This window comes from Kribbella sp. NPDC051586, from assembly GCF_044453965.1.
In the GTDB taxonomy this organism is placed as follows: Bacteria; Actinomycetota; Actinomycetes; order Propionibacteriales; family Kribbellaceae; genus Kribbella.
This window is the reverse complement of record NZ_JBITDF010000005.1, coordinates 826,591-843,396: the sequence shown is the minus strand read 5'-3', so window position 1 is coordinate 843,396 and position 16,806 is coordinate 826,591. Positions and strand designations below refer to the sequence as shown.

The following is a 16,806-nucleotide window of genomic DNA, read 5'->3' as shown; positions in this document are numbered from 1 at the left end:
GCTCACCATGCAGGACGCGCTGCTCGCGCTGACGAAGTACTGGACCGACCGGGGCTGCATGGTCGTGCAGCCGTTCAACACCGAGGTCGGCGCCGGCACGCTGAACCCGGCGACCATCCTGCGGGTGCTCGGTCCCGAGCCGTGGCGGGTGGCGTACGTCGAGCCGAGCGTCCGACCGGACGACAGCCGCTACGGCGAGAACCCGAACCGCCTGCAGACCCACACCCAGTTCCAGGTGGTGCTGAAGCCGGACCCGGGCAACCCGCAGGAGTTGTTCCTGGACAGCCTGACCGCGCTCGGGATCGACATCCACGCGCACGACGTCCGGTTCGTCGAGGACAACTGGGCCAACCCGGCGACCGGATCGTGGGGGCTGGGCTGGGAGGTCTGGCTGGACGGCCTGGAGATCACCCAGTTCACGTACTTCCAGCAGGCCGGCGGCATGACGCTCGACCCGGTGTCGGTGGAGATCACCTACGGCATCGAGCGGATCATGATGGCGCTGCAGGGTGTCTCCCACTTCAAAGACATCTCCTACGCGCCGGGCATCTCGTACGGCGAGGCGTTCGGCCAGGCGGAGTACGAGATGAGCCGTTACTACCTCGACGACGCCGACGTGGAGTCACAGAAGCGTTTGTTCGAGGAGTACGCGAACGAGGCCCGCCGGATGATCGACGACCGGCTCCCGGTGCCCGCGCACATCCAGGTACTGCGTTGCTCGCACACGTTCAACGTCCTCGACGCCCGCGGCGCGGTGAGTACGACGGAGCGCGCGAAGGCGTTCGGCCGGATGCGCACGCTGGCTCGCGAGGTCTCGCGGCTGTGGGCCGAGCGCCGTGCGGAGCTGGAGTACCCGCTGGGGCACGCCGAGCTGCCGCCGGCCGCGGCCGAGCCGACCGAGTTCCCGGCGAGCACCGGGACCCGGCAGCTGACGTTCGAGATCGGCACCGAGGAGATGCCGCCGTCGGAGGTCACCAAGACCGCCGAGGCGGTGCGGAAGGCGCTGGAGGAGAAGCTGGCCGCGACGCGGCTCGGCCATGGCGCGATCACGACGTACGCGACCCCGCGCCGGGTGGTCGCCTTCGTCGCGTCGGTTCAGGCCGGTGAGCCGGACGCCGAGCGCGTGGTCCGCGGTCCGAAGAAGGCCGCCGCGTACGACGCCGACGGCAACATCACCAAGGCTGCCGCCGGGTTCGCCCGCGGTCAGAAGGTCGACCCGAGCGAGCTCCACGACCTGGACGTCGACGGCGTCGAGTACGTCGCGGTGACCAAGCCCGACCCGGGGCGGGGCGCCGCCGAGGTGCTGAGCGGCGTACTGAGCGAGATCGTCACCGGACTGCGCTCGGACAAGAACATGCGGTGGAACGACGCCAAGCTGTCCTTCACCCGCCCGATCCGCTGGCTGGTCGCGGTCCTGGGCGATCAGGTCGTGCCCGTGTCGGTCTCGACGCTCGCCGCCGGCCGCACCACCCGCGTCCACCGCACGGCCGCGCAGCCGAAGGTCGAGCTCGCCTCGGCCGAGGGCTACCTGGACCTGCTCCGCATCCACGGCGTCGAGGCCGACCCGGCCAAGCGCCGGTCGGAGATCGTGTCGGCGGCCACCGAGCTGGCGAAGGGCGTCAACGGAACCATCGACTTCGACGGCGAGTCCGCGCTCGTCGACCAGATCGTCAACCTGATCGAGGAGCCGACGTCGATCCTCGGCGGGTTCGCCGCGGACTACCTCGATCTGCCGAGCGAGATCCTGACGACCGTGATGCGCAAGCACCAGCGCTACCTGCCGGTGCGTGACACGGACGGCAAGCTGCTCCCGCACTTCGTTGCCGTGGCCAACGGTTCCGTGGACGAGGACGTGGTCCGGGCCGGCAACGAGGGCGTACTGCGGGCGCGTTACGAGGACGCCGCGTTCTTCTGGCGCGCCGACCTCGACACCCCGCTCGAGTCGATGAAGGCCGAGCTGGACAAGCTGGCCTTCGAGGAGCGCCTCGGCTCGATGGCCGACCGCGCCGGTCGCATCGGCCGGATCGCCCTGGCGCTGGCCGCGAAGGTGGGCCTCGACGGCGACGACCTGACCACGCTGAAGCGGGCCTCCGAGCTCGCGAAGTTCGACCTGGGCTCGCAGATGGTGGTCGAGCTGACCAGCCTGGCCGGCACGATGGCCCGCGAGTACGCGCGTCGCGCCGGGGAGACCGAGGGCGTCGCCCAGGCCCTGTTCGACATGGAGCTGCCGCGGTCGGCCGGTGACCCGGTGCCGTCGACGACCCCGGGTGCACTGCTCGCGCTGGCCGACCGGTTCGATCTGCTCGCCGGACTGTTCGGTGTCGGCGCGAAGCCGACCGGAAGCTCTGACCCGTTCGCGCTGCGGCGTGCGGCCGCCGGTGTGGTCGCGATCCTGCGCGAGCACCCGGAGCTGCGGGCGATCACACTCGAGACGGGTCTGCAGGCAGCCGCTGCGGAGATCGGCGCCCAGGGCATCGACGTACCGGCGGACTCGCTGGACGAGGTGGCCGAGTTCACCGTCCGGCGGTACGAGCAGCAGCTGCTCGACCGGGGTGACGATCACCACCAGGTCGCCGCAGTGTTGCCGTTGGCAACGGCGCCCGCGGCGGCGGACGAGACGCTGAAGGCCTTGCAGGGCCTGGTCGGCGACAGCGACTTCGCCGGCCTGGTCGCCGTTCTCCAGCGGGTACGCCGGATCGTCCCCGAGGGCACCGAGGCGTCGTACGACTCGAGCAAGCTGACCGAGCCCGCCGAGGTCGTGCTGCACGAAGCCGTGCAGAAGATCGGTCAGGCGCCGACCGGCCTGTCCGACTTCGTTGCCGCCGCGTCGGTGCTGGTCGAGCCGGTGAATGCGTTCTTCGACGAGATCCTCGTGATGGCCAAGGACCCGGAGATCAAGGCCGCGCGCCTCGGCCTGCTGGCCACGATCAGCCACCTGGCCGCACCGGTCCTCGACTGGCAGGCACTGGGCACCAGCCTCAGCCCGGCCGAGTGATTCAGCCGAGCGTGAGCAGTCCGGCGAGCCGCTCGCCGATCAGTCGATAACCGTCGGGCCCTGGATGCACTTCGTCCGCATACAGGGCCCGGGCTTCGTCCTCGCTGAGGACCGTCCGGCCGTCGATCACCTGTACGCCGGGGTCGGTGCGGGCGCCGAGCTCGACGCAGTCGCGGACGTCGTCGAGCCTGAGGCCGACCGAGTTCGGCTTGCCCTCGCGGTCCGGGGCGGGCAGCGGGGTGACCACGACGAGCGGAGTCTGCGGATGACCCTCGCGAACGGTGGCGATGAACGACTCGACCTGGCCGGGCAGCGTCCGGCCGCTGAAAGTCGCTCCACCGTAGATGTTGATGCCGAGACACAGTGAGATCAACCGGGCCGGCAGGCCGCGGATCGTCCGGGCCGCGATCGGGTCGAGGTGGCACTCGCCGCCGAAACCGAGATTGACGCCGTCCCAGCCGTTCTTCCGGGCGACCAGCGCCGGCCAGGTCTCCGACGGGCCGTACGCGCCGCCGGCCTGGGTGATCGAGCTGCCGTAGGTGATCCACCGCGGCCCGGTCGGCGCGAGCGACTCGGCCTCGCCGTCGAAGGACAACTCCCGGATCGCGATCTCTCCGGCCTGGGGGAGCCAGATCTCCGCCTCGACCGGGCGACCCGGCAGGTCGACGACCAGCCGCTGCTCGCCCTCCGGCACCTCGCACCGCCGGTGCAGCTGCCCGTCGACCAGGACGTCGACGGGCGCGATCCTGGAGTAGATGCCGAGCGCCGCGCGGATCTCCAGCTCGACCGAGGTCGCCGAAGTACGCCAGGCTCCGCGCACTCCCGCGGGCGTCGCGGCGCGCTTCCACAAACGATGGCCGGGACGGTCCGGATAACCCGTCCAGTCGGACAGGTGGAAGTCGTGGCCGCGAGGGTCGAGTCGCCAGAACGTCGTCCAACCGTCCGCATCGACCTCGCGATACTGGTACCCGGTCCACAGGTCAGTCATGATCGGCCTCCTCGAATGCCCCGGAGTGACCGGGCGGCGGGTTGCTCGGCGGCCGACGTCAGGCGGGCGACCGCGCGAGCACCGAGGCTGGCCTCGACGTGCGCCAGCATCACTGTCGTCGCGGTCGCGGAGTCGCCGGCGGCGATCGCGTCGACCAGCGCACGGTGCTCGGAGTGCGTGCGGTCCAGGTCCGCTTCGGGCCGGCCGTCCTCGAGGGCAAGTCTGCGATACCGGTCGGCCTTGTCCCAGAGTCCGTCCAGGTTCTGAACCAGGAGCTGGTTGTGCGACGCGGTGTAGATCGCCACGTGGAACCGCCGGTGCGTGAGCAGCTCGGCCGAACCGGGGTCGGTGCGCAGCGGCCGCAGCTCGTCGGCCGTCTGGCGGATCAGCGCCAGGTCTTCGCGGGTACGGCGTTCCGCGGCGAGGCCGGCGGCGAGCGGGTCGAGGGAACGGCGTATCTCGATCAGGTCGCGGGCCTCCTCGAGGGTCAGTCGGGTGACGCGGGCGTCGCGGTGCGCGTCGAGCTCGACCAGGCCCTCGGTCATCAGCCGGCGCAGCGCCTCACGCAACGGCGTCGTACTCACGCCGAGCTCGCGGGCGAGGGCAGCCTGCGGGATGACCGCGCCCGGGGTCAGGTCGCCCCGGAGCACCTGCTCCCGGACGAGTTCGTAGGCAGACTCCGCCTTCGTCACCAGCACCCCCTTCGGTTATAACGCCGAATCGCAGCATATCAAGGCACGAGACATCAGCGACCAAGGTCTTGACGTGAGTCGTTATAACGACTCACACTCCTGGACATGGCACATCGACTCGGAGTACTCGACGGTGACGGCATCGGGCCGGAGATCGTTCCGGCCGCCGCTCAGGTGCTCGACGCGGCGCTGGCCGCGGCGGGAGCCGAGCCGGTCGAGTGGGTGCCGCTGCCGGTCGGTGCGGCCGCGATCGAGACGCACGGCAGTGCGCTGCCCGACGTCACGGTCGAGACGCTGGACAAGCTCGACGGGTGGTTGCTCGGTCCGCACGACAGCGCGTCGTACCCGGCGGAGCATCGCGCCCGGCTCAACCCGAGCGGGTTCCTGCGCAAGCACTTCGACCTGTTCGCGAACATCCGGCCGGCCCGGGCGTTCGAGGGGACGCCGGCGCTGGTGCCGGGGCTCGACCTCGTCGTCATGCGGGAGAACACCGAGGGGTTCTACGCGGATCGCAGTACGTACAAGGGGACCGGCGAGTTCATGCCGACCAAGGACGTGGCGATCGCGATGGGCATCTTCACCCGGCCGGCGATCGAGCGGATCGCGCGGCAGGCCTGCGAGCTCGCGCTCCGGCGGAGCCGGCATCTGACGATCGTGCACAAGGCCAACGTGCTGCGGACCACGACCGGATTCTTCCTGGAGATCTGCCGGGAGGTCGCGGCCGACTACCCGCAGCTGCACGTCGACGACTTCCACATCGACGCGATGACCGTGCACCTGGTCCGGCACGGGGCGGACTTCGACGTGCTCGTGACCGAGAACATGTTCGGCGACATCCTGTCCGACCTGACCGGCGAGCTGGCCGGTTCGCTCGGGATCGCGCCGTCGATCAACGCGTCGCACGACCGGGCGATGGCGCAGGCCGCGCACGGCTCGGCGCCGGACATCGCGGGTCGTGGACTCGCCAATCCGACGGCGATGATCGCGTCCGGCGCGATGCTGCTCGACTGGCTGGGTGCGACCGAAGCAGCAAATCTCGTCAACCAGGCGCTGCGGAAGACCATCGCCGGGGGTGTGCGGACGTCGGACCTCGGTGGGACGGCCAGTACGTCGGGGTTCGCCGAGGCCGTCATCGGTGCGCTGGCATGATCCAGCAGCTGGCGGGGATCGCGCCGGATCATCTGCCGCGGACGCTGCGGATCCTGCTGGAGAACACGCTCCGGCACGGTACGGCCAGCGACCTACTGCGGAACTGGGAGCCGGGGGTCACGGGCGAGCTCGAGGTGTATCCGTCGCGGGTGTTCCTGCACGACACGAACGGCGTACCCGTGCTGGTCGACCTCGCGGCGATGCGCGACGCAATGGTTGCGTTAGGCAAGGATCCGGCGCTGGTCGATCCGGTCGTCCCGGCGGAGCTCGTGGTGGATCACTCGGTGGTCGCGGACGTGTTCGGCCGGCCGGATGCGCTGCGGCTGAACGTGGCCCGGGAGTACGAGCGGAACGCCGAGCGGTACCGCTTCCTGCGCTGGGGGCAGCAGACGTTCCGGCAGTTGAAGGTCGTGCCGCCCGGAGCCGGGATCATGCACCAGATCAACCTGGAGCACCTGGCGCGGGTGGTCGAGGAGCGGGACGGGTGGGTGTTTCCGGATCTGTGTCTCGGGACCGACTCGCACACCACGATGGTGAACGGCCTCGGCGTACTCGGCTGGGGGATCGGCGGCATCGAGGCCGAGGCGGCGATGCTCGGTCAGTCGGTGTCGATGGTCCTGCCGCCGGTCGTCGGTGTGTCGCTCACGGGCGCGCTACCGGCCGGCACCACAGCCACGGACCTCGTCCTCACCATCACCGAGACCCTGCGCGCACACGGCGTCGTCGGCAAACTGGTGGAGTTCACCGGCCCGGCGCTCGCCGATCTCCCCGTCCCTGACCGCGCCACCATCGCGAACATGAGCCCCGAGTTCGGCTCCACCGCGGCTTACTTCCCCATCGACCAGCAAACCCTCGACTACCTGACCTTCACCAACCGCCCCGCCGACAAGGTCGCCCTCGTCGAGTCCTACGCCCACACCCAAGGCCTATGGCACGACCCCTCCGCCAACCTGCTGTACGACGAGCGCGTCGACATCGACCTGTCCACCATCGCCCCCTCGATCGCAGGCCCGCGCAGACCCAACCAGCGAATCTCCCTGCGGGACGCGAAACAAGCCGCCGAAACCGAACTCCCCGAGGGCCTACGCACCAGCGCGGGATGCTCCGCTCCAGTTCCCCGCCTGGCTGGTAGCGGGATCGGGCATGGGGCTGTGGTGGTTGCGGCCATTACTTCTTGCACCAACACGTCCAACCCGGCGGTGATGGTGGCGGCTGGGTTGGTGGCTAAGAAGGCTGTGGAGCGGGGGCTGGGCAGTCGGGCTTGGGTGAAGACGACGTTGTCGCCGGGGTCTCGGGTGGTGATGGAGTATCTGGGGGCGGCTGGGTTGACGCCGTACCTGGAGAAGTTGGGGTTTCACCTGGCCGGGTTCGGTTGTATGACGTGTATCGGGGCGTCGGGGGAGTTGATCGACGATGTGGCGCGGACGGTGCGCGAGCAGGATCTGACGGTGGCGGCCGTGTTGTCGGGGAACAGGAACTTCGAAGGCCGAATCCAGTCCGACGTGAAACTCAACTACCTCGCCTCGCCGCCGCTGGTGATCGCGTACGCGCTGGCCGGGCGGATCGACATCGACCTGCTGACCGAGCCGTTGAGCGGTGACGTGTACCTGCGCGACATCTGGCCCCGGCCCGACGAGATCGACGCGGTACTGCGGGATGTCCTCGAGCCCGGCCTCTTCGAGCACGCGTACGACGACCTGTTCACCGGCGACGAACGCTGGCAGAGCCTGGATGCACCGCAGGGCGAGACATTTGCCTGGGGCAACTCGACGTACCTCCAGCAACCGGACTACTTCACCAAGCACACCAGTGACCTCGAGGGAGCCCGCGCTCTGGTGCGCCTGGGCGACTCCGTGACGACCGACCACCTCTCACCCGCCGGCGCCATCCCGCGCGACAGCGTCGCCGGTCGCTACCTGCAAGACCTCGGCGTGACCGAGCTCAACACGTATGCCTCCCGCCGCGGCAACCACGAGGTGATGATGCGCGGTGCCTTCGGCAACGTTCGACTGCGCAACCAGCTCGTCGACGTCGAGGGCCCATTGACCCGAGGACCCGACGGCGCGGTCACCTCGATCTTCAACGCCGCGATGGCCTACCAAACCGCCGACGTACCGATCATCGTTGTCGCAGGCAAGGAATACGGCACCGGCTCCTCCCGCGACTGGGCCGCCAAGGGCCCCGCCCTGCTCGGCGTCCGCGCCGTCCTCGCGCAGTCCTTCGAGCGGATCCACCGCTCCAACCTGGTCGGCCTCGGCATCCTCCCGCTCGAGTTCCTCCCCGGAGACGGCGACGACCTCACCGGGGAGGACCCGATCGACATCGAGTTGCACGACGACGGCTTCGCCACCGCGCGATCCGCCGGCCGGACCTACCGCCTCCGCATCCGCCTCGACACACCCCGCGAACACGACTACTACCAACACGGCGGCGTACTCCCTTACGTGCTAAACCGCCTCAGCGAAGGGCAGACCCTGTGATCGCCTCGATCAATCCCGCCACCGGCGAGCAGCTCGCGAGCTTCGAGCCGTACGGCGAAGACCGCGTCGACCGCCTGCTCAGCGCCGCACTGCTTGCCCAGAGCAACTGGCGACTGACGGCCGTCGGCGAACGCACTGCCCTCCTGCAGTCGATCGCGGACACCCTCCGCGCGCGCAAGGACGAGCTCGCGCACCTGATCAGCACCGAGATGGGCAAGCCGATCGCCGAGGCCGATGCCGAGATCGAGAAGTGTGCGATCACCTGCGAGTACTACGCCGCCAATGCGGAAGGCCTCCTCGCCGCCGAACAGGTCACCGCGCAAGGTCGCATCGAGGTCGAACCACTCGGCGTCGTCCTGGCCGTGATGCCGTGGAACTTCCCGTTCTGGCAGTTCTTCCGCTTCGCCGCCCCCGCGCTCGCGGCCGGCAACGGCGCCATCCTCAAACACGCGAACACCGTGCCGCAAAGTGCGCTCGCGATCGAGTCCGTCCTCTCCGACGCCGGCATGCCGACCGGTCTGATCGGGGTCGCGCTGGTCGAGACCGAACAGGTCGCCGGGCTGATCACCGACCACCGGATCGCCGCGGTGACATTCACCGGTTCCACCGAGGTCGGCCGGATCATCGCGACCCAGGCCGGGCAGGCGTTGAAGAAGCAGGTCCTCGAGCTCGGTGGCTCCGACCCGTTCATCGTCCTCGCCGACGCCGACCTCGAGGCGGCCGCCCGGTCCGCGGTGAAGGCGCGCTTCCTCAACACCGGCCAGAGCTGTGTGAACGCGAAGCGGCTCATCGTCGAGGACTCGGTCGCCGACGAATTCGTCGAACTCTTCACGATCGAGATCGAGAAACTGGTCGTCGGGGACCCGCTCCAGCGCGAGACCACCCTCGGCCCGCTGGCTCGCGACGGTCTGCGCGACACGTTGCACGACCAGGTACGCCGTACCGTCAAGGCCGGCGCCACCCTCGTCTGTGGCGGAGCTCCGGCAGGGCCGGGGTTCTACTACCTGCCGACCGTCCTCGATCACGTTCTGCCGGGGATGGCAGCGTTCGACGAGGAGACGTTCGGCCCGGTCGCGGCGGTCGTCCGGGCGCGTGATGCCGACGAGGCGATCCGGCTCGCGAACCAGACCGAGTTCGGCCTCGGCGCATCCTTGTGGACGTCGCCAGAGCGCTCCGCGGACCTGGTCCGGCGGATCGACGCGGGCGCGGTCTTCGTCAACGCGATCGTGGCGTCGGATCCCCGCCTGCCGTTCGGCGGGATCAAGCAGTCCGGGTACGGCCGTGAGCTCGGCGCCTACGGGATGCGCGAGTTCATGAACGTCAAGACCGTCTGGTCGCCGCAACCGGCGCCCCGGCTGGTGATCCGGCCGGACGAGACCGAGGTGTTCGACCGCGGCAGCGGCGTCCGCACCGTCCCGTACGTCGGCGCCTGGAACAACGACGCGAACCGGATCACCACCGGCACCACAACCTTTGCCGTCGGCACCGAAATCCCGATGCACTCGCACAACGTGGAGGAGTCGGTGCTGGTCTTCGCGGGGCAGGCGACCGCGGTGATCGACGGCGAGCGCGTCGACCTGGAGGCCGGCGATGCGACCTGGGTGCCGGCCGGCGTACCGCACCAGTTCATCAACCGTGGCAGGGACGAGCTGGTCATCTACTGGGTGTACGGCGGCCGCGCGGTGACCCGCACGATGACCGCCACCGGCGTGACCGTGCAGCACCTGTCGGCCGCGGACCGCGGCGCCGTTGCCGGCGCCAAGAAGTAACGAGTAGACTGATGTAACAGGTGATGCAAATTAACTGAGGTTACGCAAACCTCAGTGCGGCAAGGCTCACCTACCCTGCGGAAGGAATGTCTCCCCATGACCGCGGATGTTGCGGAAACCGAAACACCCGAGATCCACCACTCGCATCGCGACGTGACCGGCGGCTGGCTGCGGCCGGCGACGTTCGGCGTGATGGACGGCCTGGTCTCGAACTTCGCGCTGGTCGCCGGTGTGGTCGGCGGCGGCGCGACCGGCAAGGTCGTGATCATGACCGGCCTGGCCGGACTCGTCGCCGGCGCCTGCTCGATGGCGTCCGGCGAGTTCACCTCGGTGTCGTCCCAGACCGAGCTGATGCAGGCCGAGATCGCGGTCGAGAAGCGCGAGCTCGAGATCCACCCCGAAGAAGAAGAGCGCGAGCTCGCGATGATGTACGAGGCCAAGGGCCTGCGTCCGGAGCTTGCGGCCGAGGTCGCCCGCGAGCTGACGGTCAACCCGGCGGTGGCGCTCGACGTCCACGTCCGGGAAGAGCTCGGCGTCGACCCCAACGATCTCCCGTCGCCGTGGGTCGCGGCCGGCTCGTCGTTCGCGGCCTTCGCGGTCGGTGCGGTGATTCCGCTGCTCCCGTTCATCTTCGGGGCGACCTCGGTGCTGCCGGCGCTGCTGCTCAGCGCGCTGGGCCTGGTCCTCACCGGCGGCATCGTCGGCAAGATCACCGCCCGCCCGTTCTGGTACGGCGGCGGCCGCCAACTGCTCCTCGGCGGCATCTCGGCCGCAGTCACCTTCGCCATCGGACTGGCAGTCGGCACGGGCTTGTCATGAACCTCGTAGTCACGGCCCTGGTGAAGCAGGTGCCCAAGGGTGACCACAGCGGGCGTCTCGACGCCGACGGCCGGCTCGAACGGGCCGGTGCGGTCGCCGAGATGAACCCGTGGTGCCGTCGGGCCGTGGCGCAGGCAGTGCGGTTGGCGGGCGAGACGGGTGGTCGCAGTACGGCGATCACCATGGGCCCGGCCGCCGCCGTCGACGTACTGCGTGAGGCGCTCGCGTGGGGTGTCGACGATGCCGTACAACTGTCGGACCCCGCGCTGGCCGGGTCGGACTGTCTGGTGACCGCTCGTGCGCTGGCCGCCACCATCCGATTGCTCGACGATCCGCCGGACCTGATCCTGGTCGGCAACAGCTCGGTCGACGGCAGCACCGGAGCCGTCGGCGCGATGCTCGCCGAACTGCTCGGTCTGCCTTTCACCGGTCCCGTCCTGGCTCTCGAACCAGCCGACGGTCGCCTTCGAACCACAGTCCAGTACGACGCCGGCACAGAGTCAGTCACCATCGACCTCCCCGCGGTAGTAGCCGTCGCCGAACGCTCCTGCGACCCCGCGAAGGCTCCCGCCGACACCTGGCCGTCCCCCGACGTCGTCCGCCAGGTCACCACGGCAGACCTCGCCGAAGGCTCCTGGGGCCTGGCCGCCAGCCCCACCAAGGTCGCCCAGGTCCACCCCGCCCCCCTCACCCGCAACCCGGTCATCTTCCGCGGCCACCCCCAATCCCAAGCCACCCGCGCCCTGGCCGAACTAACAGCCAGAGGCTGCTTCCAGCAGCAGTCCACCCCGCCGCGCTCGGGGCGGCAGGCGGCGGGGGAGGGGTCGGGTGCAGCCCCAGCTCCAAGCGAGTGGACGGGGCTGCAGGTCGCGGCTGGGCAGGCGTCCCGGCTGCCCAGCACGACTCCCGCTCCTGACGGAGGCGCCGCCTCCCGTCCCCTCTCCACCGAGCGGCGCGGAGCGCCGCGAGGTGAGGTTGTGGTTTTGGTCGGGGACGGTCCCGTGGAAGGGACCCGGGCGTTGCTCGGGGCCGCCGCTGCGCTGGCTGCCGAGGTTGGTGGGGTGGTGACGGCTGTCGCGACGGAAGAGGGCGATCGGGAGTTTGCGCGGTGGGGGGCTGATTCGGTCGTCACTCTGGATGGTGATGAGCCTCGGGCGGTGGCTCGGGCCCTTACTGGGTGGCTGCAGGGGCGGGGAGCCTGGGCAGTGCTGGGGGCCGCGCTGCCGTGGGATCGGGAAGTGCTTGCTCGGCTGGCTGTTACCTCCGACGCGGGGCTGATGTCCGATCTGGTCAGCCTGTCCGCGAAGGAGGGGCGATTGAGCGGGCTGAAGCCGTCCGGGGGCGGGACGCTGGCGGAGATCATCAGTCGCGGGACTCCGCAGATCGCCACGCTGCGGACCGGTCTGCTTCCGTTGAGAACCCCGCGCGACGACCGGCCGCTCGAGCCGCAGACCCTGCACGTCGAGCCAGACACCGCGATCTTCAGGACCGAACGACGTACCGGCAGTGACGGCGACGCGCTCGACCGTGCCGAGGTGGTCATCGGCGTCGGGCGCGGCGTACCACCGGAGAAGTACGACGAACTGGAGCCCGTCCGCCTCCTGCTCAACGCGGAACTCGCCGCCACCCGCAAGGTGACCGACCAGGGCTGGCTCCCGCACGGTCGGCAGATCGGCATCACCGGACGCAGCGTCGCCCCGCGCATGTATCTGGCCGTCGGCCTGTCCGGCAACCTGAACCACCTGGCCGGCGCGAGCCGCGCCGGGACCGTCGTGGCCATCAACACCGACCCGGCCGCGGAGATCTTCGCGCACTGTGACGTCGGGCTGGTCGCGGACTGGCAGGAGGTGATGCCGTACCTCGTCGACGGGCTGCGGTCCTGTGTCAGCGGATAACCTGTCCGGCATGGCGACCCGACGTACCAAGGCCAAGAACCCCGAGAGCTGGCTGCTGCTCATCTACAAGGTGCCCAGCGAGTCGTCCCGGGCCAGGGTCGCGGTCTGGCGGGACCTCAAGCGCCTCGGTGGTTTCTACGTCCAGCAGGCCGTCTGCGTGCTGCCGGACCGTGACGAGCTGCGGGCCGGGATGGAGAAGGTCCGCGAGCGGGTCACCGAGTTGGGTGGCTCGAGCGTGTTCCTGACCCTGGCCGATGTGGACGACGACGCCCGCGAGCAGTTCGTCGAGGGCTTCCGGGTGCAGTCGGCCAAGGAGTACGCCGAGATCGTCGAGGAGTGCGAGACCAAGTTCGTCAAGGAGATCGAGTTCGAGCGGTTCCGCGAGAACTACACCTTCGAGGAGGCCGAGGAGATCCGCCAGGACCTGGAGAAGCTCCGCCGCTGGCTCGCCAAGGTGGAGGACCGCGACTGGATGGATGCCGACGGCAAGGAGTTGGCGAGAGCCAAGGTGGCCGACTGCGAGCGGCTGCTGGAGGAGTTCGAGGCCGATGTGTACGAACGGACCGAGGGGACCGTCTGAGGCTGGAGCAGTCCGGCCGTCAGCCCCGACGGCGTGGCGTGCGCTTCGCCTTGGGCAGTGTCAGCAACCCTTCGTCCGCGAGCGAGTATCCGTTGAGCTCCTCCCGGAGCTGGTTCATCCGGTCGGCGTAGCCGAGCGCCTGATCCCGGTTCTGGGCCGCGACCGCGATGGTCAGCGCCTCGAGCAGGATCAGCACGGTCGCCTGACTGGTGAACGTGCCGGGCCGGCTCATCGGCGCCGACAGCACCACCTCGACCTCGTCCCGCAGCGCCTCGCCGAGGGTGTCGGTCAGCAGGATCACCGGTGTGCCGATCGAGGCGCAGTAGTCCAGGATCACCCGGGTCTCGCGGTTGATCCGGTTGTGCCCGATCGTGATCACCACGTCCTGCTCGGACAGCAGCAGCAACCGGTCGGCGAGCCGGTAGCCGGTGTCGGACGCGGCCCGGGCCTGGTGCCCGATCCGGGTCAGGTGGGTGGCGATGTACTCCGCCACGCCCTCGAGACCGGCGAACCCGCAGATCACCGTCTCGCGGGCGCCGATGATCAGGTCGACCGCCCGCCGGAACCCGGCGGTGTCGATCGAGCTCTCCGCCTGGGACAGCCGCTCGATGTGATCCCGCAGGGTCGCGCTGAGCACCGCCTCCGGGTCGTCGCCGGCCGTCTCCAGGCTCGCGCTGAGCCGGTTGGCCGGCGTCAGCAGGCTCTGCAGATGACCCTGCAGCGAACGCTTCAGCCCGGGCAGGCCGTCGAAGCCCAGGGCCTTGGCGGTCCGCACCACGCTCGCGTCACTGGTGCCGGTCGCGCGGCCGAGCTCCTCGGCCGACGAGAACGCCGCCTCCTGCGGATGCGCCGACAGGTACTCGGCCACCCGGCGCTCGGTCGCGGTGAGCGTCCCGATCCGGGCGGCGACCCGCTCCTGGAGGGTGGGCGGCTTGGATTCCGCAACACTCACGACGGGCTCCTTCGCCTCGCAACACATCTGACCGGTTCCCACCGATCATTTCATCCGGCCTCGACGGGTCGTGTCCGGATCACCGACAGGTAAACGATCTGCTGACTCGTTGACAGCAACTGTAGCAGTCACTACCGTCAGGTGAATATTCGTAGTAGACACAACAACGAGTTGTTCCGCTCAACCCACGGAGACTTTCGTGACCGATCTCCTCACCATCGACCTCTCGGCGACCGACGCCCGCGAGCGCGGCCGGCAGTACGGCGAGGCGGCCCGCGAGCCGATCGCGGCCTCGCTCGCCTTCTACGCCGAGTCGATGACCCGGCAGACCGGGCTGACCTGGCGGGAGATCCTGGACCGGGCGCCCGCCTGGGTGCCGGTGATCGACGGGTACCTGCCGGAGATCGTCGAGGAACTGCGCGGCATCGCCGACGGGGCCGCCCGGGAGTTCGAGGAGATCCTCGCGCTGAACAGCCGCGGTGAGCTCACCAAGGGCAACCCGTTCGCCGCGGACCGCGGTACCGAGACCGACGAGGGCTGTACGTCGTTCGCGATGCTCCAGCAGGCCAACGCGCTCGGGCACGTCTGGGCCGGCCAGAACTGGGACCTGTGGGACGGGATCGCCGACACGGTCGTCGTCCTGCGGATCGCCCAGCCGGGCAAGCCCACGATCATCTGTCACGTCGAGGCCGGCCAGGTCGGCCGGCACGGCGCCAACTCCGCCGGCATCACGCTGAACGCCAACGGGCTCGGCGCCGGCTTCGGCACCGGCCTCGGGGTTCCGGGGACGTTCGTCCGCCGGAAGGTGCTGGAGAGCTGGGACATGCACGACGCGCTGGACGCGATCTTCGGCGTCCGGCAGAGCCTGTCCAGCAATCTGCTGCTCGCCCATCGCGACGGTTTCGCCATCGACGTCGAGACCACGCCCGGCCGGCACGGCTGGATGTACCCGACCGACGGGTTGCTGGTGCACGGCAACCATTTCCAGTCGTTCGTGCCGGCCCAGATCGACCGTACCTACAAGCCGTTCTCGGTGGACTCGCTCTACCGGACACCTCGGGTCGAGGAAGGCCTGTCCAGGGCCCGCACCGACGGAACCACCGAGGAGGCGGTCCACACCATCGTGCAGACCACGATGAGCGACCACTTCGGCCACCCGAACGCCGTCTGCCAGCACGTCGACCCGCGCCGGCACGAGCTCGACCGCTATTCCACGATCGTGTCCAGCCTGGTCGACCTGACCACCGGCGCGTATCGGCTCACTCCCGGCCTGCCCTGTGCGAACAGCTACCAGCAGGCCCCCTGGAACTTGTACGACGGTCCCGGTCCCGAGGACCGTCCACACGTCCCTGGCCCCGAACAGGTCCTCGTGGCTGCCAGGTGATCCCTACCTCAACCCCTGCAAGGCAGCTTCGACTCGAGGAGTCAATGCCATGTCCCTTTCCGCCACCAAGGTGCGGCGCTCGATCGCCGTGCTCGCCCTGACGGTTGCCGCGGCCGCTCTGACCGCCTGCGGCACATCTGCCTCGTCCTCGTCACCGGCCGCGGGGGCGGCCCCGAACGCCGACCGGGCCGCCGCCGCGACCGGCGTCAGCTCCGGTGTCAACCTGGACGAGTGCGGCAAGCCGACGCGAACGATCAAGCACGACCTCGGCACCACCACGATCACCGGCACCCCGACCAAGGTGGTGGCGCTGGAGTACTCCTTCGTCGACGCCCTGGTCGCGGTCGGCATGTCGCCGATCGGGGTGGCCGACGACAACGAGCCGAAGCGGATCATCCCCGCGCTGCGCGACAAGGTCGGCAGCAGCTACAAGTCGGTCGGCCTGCGGGCGACGCCGAACATCCAGGTGATCACCGCGCTGAAGCCGGACCTGATCATCGCCGACAGCGGCCGGCACAAGGCGATCTACGCCCAGCTGTCCAAGATCGCGCCGACCATCGCCTACGCCAGCCTGAACGGCAACTACCAGCAGGTGCTGGACAGCGAGATGTCGACCGCGATCGCGCTGAACAAGTGCGACGAGATGAAGCAGCGGCTCGCCGAGCACGCCAAGATGATGGCCGGCTTCAAGGCCGAGGCGCCCGCCGACGAGAGCCGCAAGGCGTTGTTCGTCCGGGCCTCGGACAAGGGTTTCACCGGCTTCCCGCCGAAGGCGTACACGCCGGGCGTACTGTCGGCCATCGGGATTCCGTCGGCGTTGCCGGACAGCGGCACCGACGCGTCGGTCTCGCTCACGCTGGAAACGCTGGTCTCGACCAAGCCGGACATCATGTTCATCGCTCCCAACGACGGCCCGACGCTGCGTGACACCTGGGCGAAGAGCTCGCTCTGGAAGCAGCTGCCGGCGGTCAAGAACAACGCGACCTACGACGTCGACCCGAACGAATGGTCCCGCTCGCGGGGTCTGATCGCGTCCGAGGTCGTCGCCCAGGAAGCCGTCAAACTCCTCTACGGGAAGTGACCTGGCTGTGTCTGCCTCATCA

12 protein-coding genes are annotated in these 16,806 nt (G+C 69.5%); 9 read left to right on the top strand and 3 right to left on the bottom strand.

Annotated features, from left to right (window positions below; genetic code table 11):
* The first annotated feature begins 7 nt into the window (after window positions 1-7).
* A complete protein-coding gene (locus tag ACIA58_RS37745) occupies window positions 8-2,995 on the top strand; it encodes a glycine--tRNA ligase (protein WP_396408720.1) in 2,988 nt (995 codons plus the stop codon).
* A gap of 1 nt (window position 2,996) precedes the next feature.
* On the opposite strand, the gene ACIA58_RS37740 is transcribed toward ACIA58_RS37745, so the two are convergent.
* Window positions 2,997-3,983 carry a GDSL-type esterase/lipase family protein gene (locus tag ACIA58_RS37740; RefSeq protein ID WP_396408653.1) on the bottom strand — a complete coding sequence of 329 codons (987 nt, stop codon included), beginning with the start codon at window positions 3,981-3,983 and terminating at the stop codon, window positions 2,997-2,999.
* The gene (locus tag ACIA58_RS37735; protein ID WP_396408652.1) at window positions 3,980-4,675 is read right to left on the bottom strand and encodes a GntR family transcriptional regulator; all 696 of its coding nucleotides are present in this window, start codon (window positions 4,673-4,675) and stop codon (window positions 3,980-3,982) included. Before ACIA58_RS37735 ends, ACIA58_RS37740 begins: the two co-directional genes overlap by 4 nt.
* Before the next feature lie 105 nt (window positions 4,676-4,780).
* Between ACIA58_RS37735 and ACIA58_RS37730 the strand changes: the two genes are divergently transcribed.
* The 6 genes from ACIA58_RS37730 to ACIA58_RS37705 all read left to right on the top strand — a co-directional run bounded on the left by ACIA58_RS37730 (window position 4,781) and on the right by ACIA58_RS37705 (window position 13,367).
* Window positions 4,781-5,824, top strand: a complete 1,044-nt coding sequence (locus ACIA58_RS37730) for an isocitrate/isopropylmalate dehydrogenase family protein (protein WP_396408651.1) — start codon at window positions 4,781-4,783, stop codon at window positions 5,822-5,824.
* Window positions 5,821-8,304: an aconitate hydratase AcnA gene (gene acnA, locus ACIA58_RS37725; RefSeq protein WP_396408650.1), complete on the top strand. Its 2,484-nt coding sequence runs from the start codon at window positions 5,821-5,823 to the stop codon at window positions 8,302-8,304. The genes ACIA58_RS37730 and acnA overlap by 4 nt, the downstream gene beginning before the upstream one ends.
* A complete protein-coding gene (locus ACIA58_RS37720) occupies window positions 8,301-10,073 on the top strand; it encodes an aldehyde dehydrogenase family protein (protein WP_396408649.1) in 1,773 nt (590 codons plus the stop codon). Before acnA ends, ACIA58_RS37720 begins: the two co-directional genes overlap by 4 nt.
* A gap of 96 nt (window positions 10,074-10,169) precedes the next feature.
* Window positions 10,170-10,892, top strand: a complete 723-nt coding sequence (locus tag ACIA58_RS37715) for a VIT1/CCC1 transporter family protein (protein WP_396408648.1) — start codon at window positions 10,170-10,172, stop codon at window positions 10,890-10,892.
* Entirely contained in the window at window positions 10,889-12,787 is a 1,899-nt protein-coding gene (locus ACIA58_RS37710; protein WP_396408647.1) for an FAD-binding protein, read from the top strand. The genes ACIA58_RS37715 and ACIA58_RS37710 overlap by 4 nt, the downstream gene beginning before the upstream one ends.
* 10 nt (window positions 12,788-12,797) lie before the next feature.
* Window positions 12,798-13,367, top strand: a complete 570-nt coding sequence (locus ACIA58_RS37705) for a Chromate resistance protein ChrB (RefSeq protein ID WP_396408646.1) — start codon at window positions 12,798-12,800, stop codon at window positions 13,365-13,367.
* Between the two features lie 19 nt (window positions 13,368-13,386).
* On the opposite strand, the gene ACIA58_RS37700 is transcribed toward ACIA58_RS37705, so the two are convergent.
* Window positions 13,387-14,319, bottom strand: coding sequence for a MurR/RpiR family transcriptional regulator (locus ACIA58_RS37700; RefSeq protein WP_396408645.1), 933 nt, complete (start codon window positions 14,317-14,319; stop codon window positions 13,387-13,389).
* Window positions 14,320-14,518: 199 nt separating this feature from the next.
* Here ACIA58_RS37700 and ACIA58_RS37695 point away from each other — a divergent pair, with 199 nt between their 5' ends.
* Both ACIA58_RS37695 and ACIA58_RS37690 read left to right on the top strand, forming a co-directional pair.
* Window positions 14,519-15,703: a C45 family autoproteolytic acyltransferase/hydolase gene (locus tag ACIA58_RS37695; protein ID WP_396408644.1), complete on the top strand. Its 1,185-nt coding sequence runs from the start codon at window positions 14,519-14,521 to the stop codon at window positions 15,701-15,703.
* A 49-nt stretch (window positions 15,704-15,752) separates the two neighbouring features.
* The gene (locus ACIA58_RS37690; RefSeq protein WP_396408643.1) at window positions 15,753-16,784 is read left to right on the top strand and encodes a Fe(3+) dicitrate ABC transporter substrate-binding protein; all 1,032 of its coding nucleotides are present in this window, start codon (window positions 15,753-15,755) and stop codon (window positions 16,782-16,784) included.
* Window positions 16,785-16,806 lie beyond the last annotated feature (22 nt).